This is a genomic window from Petrotoga olearia DSM 13574 (assembly GCF_002895525.1).
Lineage (GTDB): Bacteria > Thermotogota > Thermotogae > Petrotogales > Petrotogaceae > Petrotoga > Petrotoga olearia.
In genome coordinates this window covers 216,043-223,361 of record NZ_AZRL01000016.1, presented here as the reverse complement: position 1 = coordinate 223,361, position 7,319 = coordinate 216,043, and the positions used below count along the sequence as shown (strand labels likewise).

Sequence of the window (7,319 nt, the reverse complement as noted above, 5' to 3'; positions counted from 1 at the left end):
CCACCCGTGAGGAAAAGGATCTTTGTTAGTGCCCTTCCCCTGCTCACCACCCATGTGGAAGAGGGACCTGCGGTCCCTTTCCCCGCTTTTCAACCATAAGGAAAGGGGTTTGCTCCTTTTCACCACGCAACCTGCTCTTCTAAGGAAGGTGAAAAAATGCTCGGCAGGGGTAAAATACTTTATTATTAAAAATATACAAAACGTCTGCATAAGGTGTCTTTTTGGCTAGGTCTTTATGTTTTCGACTGTGGAACAAGGGCTTGGTGAATTTTGTGGAATTTTTGATGTTCTTTTAGTTTAGTAAGTGCAATGCGGCTAGTTCTCGTATTTTAAAATTTCGTTTTCTAATTCCTTAGAAATTCTAAAACCTGCTTTCTTTAATTTGTTTAAAACTTCTTCAAGAGAAGATATTATATTCTTATTTTTTGCGCTAATAATAACGCCTAACGTTCCAGTAATTTGGAGATTTAACTTGTTTGCTAATTTTCTTGCTTTCAAGTCATCCAAAATTAAAATTACATCTTCTTTTTCTAAAGCTAGAGCTATTGAACTTGCTTCTCCTAAATCAATAAACGTAGATAATAGTTTTAGATATTTCTTATCGTTAACTTCTCGAACTTTTATCCATTCGGGAATCGGCTTTTCGAATTCTTTTAAAACTTCTTGCGTTATAAATATATTTCCATAAAGCTCTTTTAGAATGAACAGCATATCAATATTGTCTAAAACAATTAGACAACTTGTGTCAGATATGTAATTAGGCATTTTTCACATCATTTCTTAATTCTTCAGCATTGTAATTAAATAGTGAGACATCGAAACTACCTAATATTTCAATAAAAGCTCTCTTGGAAAGCTCTGCTAGTTGTGCAGCTTCTCCTATGGATAACTTGCCTTCTTCATATAATTTTGAGGCTATCAACAATTTAACTTCTTTTTCATTTAAATCGATAAAATCTGGTAGATTTATAGATATGGTTTTCATAAAAACACTCCTCGTAAAATATTTATACTCGCTTTTTAGAAACTCAAAAACACTGTATATAGTGCCCACAAAGTCGGCCTATAAGATTGGTAAAATGTTTTCTTTGTCAATTTAATTATACCATATGTTTTTGAAGATGTGTTATCTTATTATCCAACTCCTGTATAATGAGTTTTATAGCGCCCTTCCCCCGCTCCCCACCCTATAAGGAAAGAGGGACTTGCGGTCCCTTTCCCAGCTTTTCAACCATAAGGAAAAGGGTTTGTTTCTTTTCACACTGCGCCCGTTTTATTGAAGAACGTTCATCTTGTAGATTGCGAGAATGCTTTTGTTAAGTCAAAGAAGAATGTTTGGGTTGAAGGAAAGAGTATCATTTTAAAGACATCGATTTATAATCTAACCAATTTTTTTGCACTTATTCATCGAAAAGTGTACCACCCTATCACACAAATCCTGTATAATGAATTTGGATAAAAAAATTGTACAGGGGGGGAAACGCCCCGAAGGGGGGTTCAAGGAAGGTGATAGAGAAGGTACAATACAATTATATAAGATTTTTGTATTTTAACAAACACAAAAGTCAAAGAGAGATAGCAAAAGAAATGGGGATACACAGAGCAACGGTTAAAAGAGCTATCAAGAATCCAGAACAGAAGTATCATATGAACGTTGATAGAGATAAACCAGTAAATGGAGATTTTGAAAAACGTATCAAACACTTGTTAGAATACAATTCAAATCAACCCAAGAACCAAAAGTTAACCAAAAGACGTATATACGAACTCATCTGTGAAGAAGGATACAAAGGAAGTTATTCTTCCTTCACCTATCAAGCAAGGGAGATAGAAGAGAAACTTGGTATCAATAGCCATAGCAAATGCTGAAGAGAAAGTATTTATTAGGTGAAAAAAGGCCAAAAAGGTGAAATTTATTTGATTTTATAGGAACCTTATATAGAATTTGTGTGAGAGGTAGGTGTACTTTCCTTTAGTAAGTGTACCATCTGTTGGACCAATTGTCGGTATACTTTCTAAAACACTTAAAAGTATGGGAATTGCTACTACAAAGTGGGGTGATAAAAAATAAACGATAAGAAAAAAGAAGAATTTAAGCTATTAGAAGATTTTTTCTGCGATTATTATAAAATTTTTGATGAGGATCTTTTTCCAAAAAATTATCAATTAGAATGTAGCGAATCTCCTGATTTCATAGTTGAGTTTGATAATCAAAAAATTGGAATTGAATTAACGAGAGCTATTGATGAAAAAATTATGAATAGTGAAGTTTTAAAAATTAAAATTTATAAAATTGTACAAAAATATATAAATGATACACTTTCTAAACGAAAAGTGTGCCCGATTATGCAAAGTTTGTCCGCCTGCCCATAAGGAAAAAAGCCTTTTCCATTTTACTCCGCAACTAACCTATGAGGAAATGGAAAAGGGTTTTGCCCTGTTAGCTATCCAAAAATATCAGATTGTGTTTCACCTGCTACCATTATTTCAATATTTCTTTTAGTTCTTCTATTGTTATTTCAAATATATTGTCGATTATTTGGTTTATTTTTGCTTCTTCAGCTTCTTTTATCTTTTCTTTCATCTCTGTGGTTAATTGTCTGCCAAATCGTTTACTTAATAACTTTATAGCTACTTCTCTTCTTTCTTCAAGTTTTCCTTCTACTTTACCTTCCAATTTAGCTTTTTCTCTATCTTTTTTTGCTATCTCTTCTAATGTGTTAAACATTTTTGGCACCTCCATTTCTTTTAGCTCTTCGTACCTTTCTTCTATCTCTTTGTAATCTGTCCTCTTTCTAAGCAATTCTAAGAATGCGTTCCTGTGTTTTTCAAACTTCTCTTGTTCTTCTTTCGGCAATTTCGATATTATATCTTCATTTATCATCTTTATCAACTCTTCTGCGTTTTTTATCCTTACGTTTGGTTTGTCCGTTAATAAGATTACTCCTAGTGCCTTCTTCATGTTTATTATCGTTTCTTCTTTTATATTACTTAAACTTATTAGTTCATATTCAGCTTTTATCAAATACTCTTCCATGTTTTGTATCTTTGTTATCTTGTCTTTCACATCCGTTGGTGATGTCCATTTCGCTTTTCCATCGTAAAAGACCATCCCTTTAGTTCAGTTTGTTCACGTTTTAAATCTGTCTCTTTTATTTGTTTTGTGATTTCTTTTGGTAGAAAGGCTTTTAGGAAGTCATAGAATATAGTTCTGTCTTCAAATAATTCTTTGAATATGGAATCTTTTATTGGATTAGACATAAGCTTCTCCTTTTTGGTTTATTTTTTGTTGTGTTTAGCGCCCCTTCGCCCCGCTCCCCGCCCGTAAGAGGAGTAAATTGTTTTCTTTGTCAATTTAATTATACCATATGTTTTTGAAGGTGTGCTATCTTATCATATAACTCTCGTATAATGAGCTTTATAGCGCCCTTCCCCGCTCCTCGCCCATTAGGGAAAGATTCTTTTGCCCTTTCACCACGTTTCCCACCCGTTTTAGGAAGAAAAAGTAGGCAAGTTGGGTTTTATAGTTTCGTGTTTTAAAATAAGAAAGGTAATGGTATAATAGGGTTGATTGGAAAACGCTTGGGAGAGAAGAAGTGTTCATTCATAGAGGTATATATTAAGTAGTTCAGATATAAGTCCAAAATGGAGGAATATTTGAGGTACATATACTACTAAGATTGGGATGTTATACGAAGTATTGCAGATATACCGAAGTTATGCGTAATACCCCAATAAAATTGGAGAGGAAAAGTCATGAACAAAGACAATAGAATTCCTAGTATACTACGCGGTTTTACTGGTAAAGAAGAGTTAAGGAAAATTTTATCCTTTTTGGCTTTTGAAGACTGGATTACTGAAGAAGAGACAAAATCATCAGACTGGATTGTTGCCGCTCGTTCATGGAAAGAAGGAACTAATAATTTCTTCACCTTTAGTGCGCTTGCCTCTGCGACAAAAGATAATCTTGAGAGGTTATTGTCAAAAGCTAATTGGGATGTCCAACTAGAATTTGGAAAACCTTTTTTCTATGTATGTGATGGAGAAAAGAAAGCCCATTACGACCCTGGCCTGGAGGCTGAAATTGGCGGTATCAAATTCCGCCCATTTGTGATTTATCGCGAATTCCACGGCTTTATTTCAAACACCTTCGAACTAGTACAAAATTTTATCCTGTATCACGAGGCTTTTTTTGTGACTGAGAAAAATGAATATCAACGTATTGACGATGATGGGAATATACGACCAATAGTTCGTATTAAACAAGAGAATAATAATCGTCTAGTTTTAATTGACGCTCATCATTTGAAAGATTACCTGGCTGCCAATCAATGCTACCTTGTTCGTTATCATGATCATTGGCGGAGGGTCAAGGAAGACATTAGCGAACATATTAAAGGGAAATTTGCGAGTTACTCCTTGGGAGATGAATCGTCTTGTTTTGAACTTTGGCTTCGCACTGACATTCCTATGAATGGTTACCAGAGTTCATCAAGTATTCTTGGTAAGGATGTGATCTTCCCCTATTCTGAACCCGACAAGTGCCATACTTGGTTTGCTACGGGAAAGAGAGAGAAAAAATTTGCCAAATTTATCATAAGTCGTGATGAACAAGGTAATGATGTTGAATTCACATGTAACGAGGAAGAACTTAGCAACCATTATGTTGACCGTGGGACTCCGTCCTTTTTTACCCCAGTATACTTTAATCGAGAGGTTTTGATTAAATACTACCAAGAGCCGAGTCGCTATAAGGTCAGCAACTCAGGTATAGGGTGCCTTGACTTATGGCACCTTCCCATAGATATAACAGAGGAAGAGCTTGTTCACGTCTGGCTTGGATATTTAGGCCGTATTCCCTACAGGGAACAATTACATTGGCGTCAATTTAATGTTTCCCCTAGAGGAACAATTACCAGACATCGCTTTTTCCGTGATTTTATGGTAGATCTCGCTGAACCAACAGATGATCCAGTTTATTACTTTCAAGTAGCATTCGAGAAAATTCAGCTTGAAGCGAAAGCAAGATATGGTGAGGAGTTATTTCTAGACCTCGATGAGAAAGATCGACATGCTTATCAGACGTTACATTTACCTTTAACCGAGGAATGGAAGGAGTTCGATGAGTTAGTACAAGTATTAGCAAAAATTACTGTTGATTCGTTAAACGTTAGGCTTCTTTCACATGAAAGTGGTCAAAAAATTGATAAACGCTCAATTAAAGGTTCCATCGACTTGCTTGAAGTCTATTTGAGAAAAATAGGAGTTAAAGATAATACTAGGTTGCAGATTATACAGCCTCTGCGTACTGTGCAGACGATTCGATCAACTGGGGCGGCTCATCGCAAAGGTTCAAACTTTGATAAGGAGCTACAACATTTTGGATTGGTTAAGTTGTCCAATTCTGCAAAGGTAAAAAAGTTGATAATAGACCTCACAGATGCACTCTCTCTAATGTTAGAAGCAATAAGTCAAAAGGAAACATCTGAAGATGAAATTTGATAGGGCACTACGTATAAACACTTTATAAAAAGCTCAAACCGTTAACCTACAAGTCAAAAAAATATTAGTTTGTGTCATTTAGGAGAGTTAATATAAAGATGTATTTTGTAACAATATTTAATATATTATACCATCAATTGATGGTATAATATGAGTGCAGGAGTTATAAAATGGTTGAATTTTTTCTGGAATTATTGAAACAAGTTATTAATAATAATCAATTACAGCTCGTGAAAAGGGTGAAAAATACTGAGTTTCTAACCAAGATCGGATGGACTGAGCAAGACGTTCATAATTTTTTACTTAACGAATTAACAAAAGATGATTTTATATTAGATGGTGTAGAGAAAGATACTAATTTTCCTGAAGGAACTGTTTATATTTTTAAAAAACAATTGTGTGTTGAGGATGAAGTGTATCAAATTTATATAAAAATAAAATACGTTGAAAAAAAAGATTACATGGTACTTTTGTCTTTTCATGAGTCAGAGGAGGGTGAAGGAAATGTATGAATTGAAAAAACCAAAAGAAAGGTTGTTCTGTGAGCAATGTGGAAAATTGGTGAGGTATAAAACGATAAAAAAGAGAGAGAATTATAACGTTAAGAATTATCCTATTGAAGTCGAACGGACTGTTGCTATATGTGAAGAATGTGGGGCTGAGTTACTTGAACCATATTATGAGAATGAGAACTTAAAAGTGGCATACAGAAAATATGCTGAGTTGAATAATTTGGTATTACCTGAAGAAATCAAGGAAATTAGAAGTAAGTATAATGTCTCTCAAACCCTATTTGCCTTAATTTTAGGTTTAGGAGAAGCTACTATACAACGTTATGAGATGGGTTCATTACCAACTAAAGTTAATAGCGATTTGATCAAAAGAGTTTCCGAACCGGTTGAATTTTACAAGATTTTAAAAAGTAATAAAGATAATATTCCTGATATCGAGTATAAGAGGATCTTAGGAAACATTCACAGAATTCTTAAAGAATTTGAAAATAAACTTGAAGTTCAAGAACTAGAGAAAATTTTGTATATTAAACATCCTGAAATAGACATTGAAAAAATGAAGGGTTTAATAGCTGGATTATTTTATTATTCAAAAAAATATCATCATAAGGAATTTTTATACAAAACCGTCTTTTTTAAATTGCTATGGTTAGTGGAAAAAGAATCCAAAAAAAACCTTGGCAGGCAGATTGCTAATTTGAAATTCATTCATTATAATTATGGCCCAATTCCCAAAGGGGCAAAAAATGAAGAGGGCGTTCTTTTAGACTATTTGATAAAGACAAATTTAATAAGAATGAATATCGATTTTTCTAAAAAGTTTTTGAAAGAGACATATATGATCGGTTTGGTAGATCAGAGCCCTTTAAAGTATTTAGCAGATGAAGAAAGAGGGGTTGTAGAAAAGATTGTTAAAGAGTATGGAGGATTGAGTGCTAGCAAATTAGTCGAAATATTGCATAATGACGTGGATTTTAAAAATTCAAATTATGATGAAGAGATAGTGATTTAGTGTAAATTTTTTAATGGATAACTCTGATCTATAATAATATCCCACCCTATCACACAAATCCTGTATAATGAATTTTATAGCGCCCTTCCCCCGCTCCCCACCCGTGAGGAAAAGGATCTTTTTCTAAAACTCAGGTAACTTCTATTCAATAAAGAATTCATCTGGAACCAATGATCTTTTGCACAGCGATACTTAAAATAGACAATGCAGAGTTAGCAATGAGTAAAATCGAAAAGCCGGATGATGTGAATCTTGTGAGGAAGTTGGAGAGAATTCCCACTGTATTTTTTCAT

Annotated in this window: 8 protein-coding genes; 4 read left to right on the top strand and 4 right to left on the bottom strand. The window is 34.0% G+C overall.

Annotated elements, in window-relative coordinates; genetic code table 11:
* Positions 1 to 315: 315 nt before the first annotated feature.
* Positions 316 to 765 (bottom strand): PIN domain-containing protein, encoded by a 450-nt coding sequence (locus X929_RS06520; RefSeq protein ID WP_103067224.1) that lies wholly within the window; start codon positions 763 to 765, stop codon positions 316 to 318.
* A complete protein-coding gene (locus X929_RS06515) occupies positions 758 to 985 on the bottom strand; it encodes a UPF0175 family protein (RefSeq protein ID WP_103067223.1) in 228 nt (75 codons plus the stop codon). Before X929_RS06515 ends, X929_RS06520 begins: the two co-directional genes overlap by 8 nt.
* A gap of 521 nt (positions 986 to 1,506) precedes the next feature.
* Between X929_RS06515 and X929_RS06510 the strand changes: the two genes are divergently transcribed.
* Positions 1,507 to 1,869 (top strand): hypothetical protein, encoded by a 363-nt coding sequence (locus tag X929_RS06510; protein ID WP_103067222.1) that lies wholly within the window; start codon positions 1,507 to 1,509, stop codon positions 1,867 to 1,869.
* 613 nt (positions 1,870 to 2,482) lie between these two features.
* On the opposite strand, the gene X929_RS06505 is transcribed toward X929_RS06510, so the two are convergent.
* Both X929_RS06505 and X929_RS09815 read right to left on the bottom strand, forming a co-directional pair.
* Entirely contained in the window at positions 2,483 to 3,112 is a 630-nt protein-coding gene (locus X929_RS06505; RefSeq protein WP_244903571.1) for an Rpn family recombination-promoting nuclease/putative transposase, read from the bottom strand.
* Positions 3,064 to 3,261, bottom strand: coding sequence for a hypothetical protein (locus X929_RS09815; protein WP_243830566.1), 198 nt, complete (start codon positions 3,259 to 3,261; stop codon positions 3,064 to 3,066). The genes X929_RS06505 and X929_RS09815 overlap by 49 nt, the downstream gene beginning before the upstream one ends.
* A 495-nt stretch (positions 3,262 to 3,756) precedes the next feature.
* Here X929_RS09815 and X929_RS06500 point away from each other — a divergent pair, with 495 nt between their 5' ends.
* The 3 genes from X929_RS06500 (at position 3,757) to X929_RS06490 (ending at position 7,026) form a co-directional block, all read left to right on the top strand.
* Positions 3,757 to 5,502 (top strand): hypothetical protein, encoded by a 1,746-nt coding sequence (locus X929_RS06500; RefSeq protein ID WP_103067221.1) that lies wholly within the window; start codon positions 3,757 to 3,759, stop codon positions 5,500 to 5,502.
* A 170-nt stretch (positions 5,503 to 5,672) separates the two neighbouring features.
* Positions 5,673 to 6,014 (top strand): type II toxin-antitoxin system MqsR family toxin, encoded by a 342-nt coding sequence (locus X929_RS06495; RefSeq protein WP_103067220.1) that lies wholly within the window; start codon positions 5,673 to 5,675, stop codon positions 6,012 to 6,014.
* Positions 6,007 to 7,026 carry a type II TA system antitoxin MqsA family protein gene (locus X929_RS06490; RefSeq protein ID WP_103067219.1) on the top strand — a complete coding sequence of 340 codons (1,020 nt, stop codon included), beginning with the start codon at positions 6,007 to 6,009 and terminating at the stop codon, positions 7,024 to 7,026. The genes X929_RS06495 and X929_RS06490 overlap by 8 nt, the downstream gene beginning before the upstream one ends.
* Positions 7,027 to 7,319 lie beyond the last annotated feature (293 nt).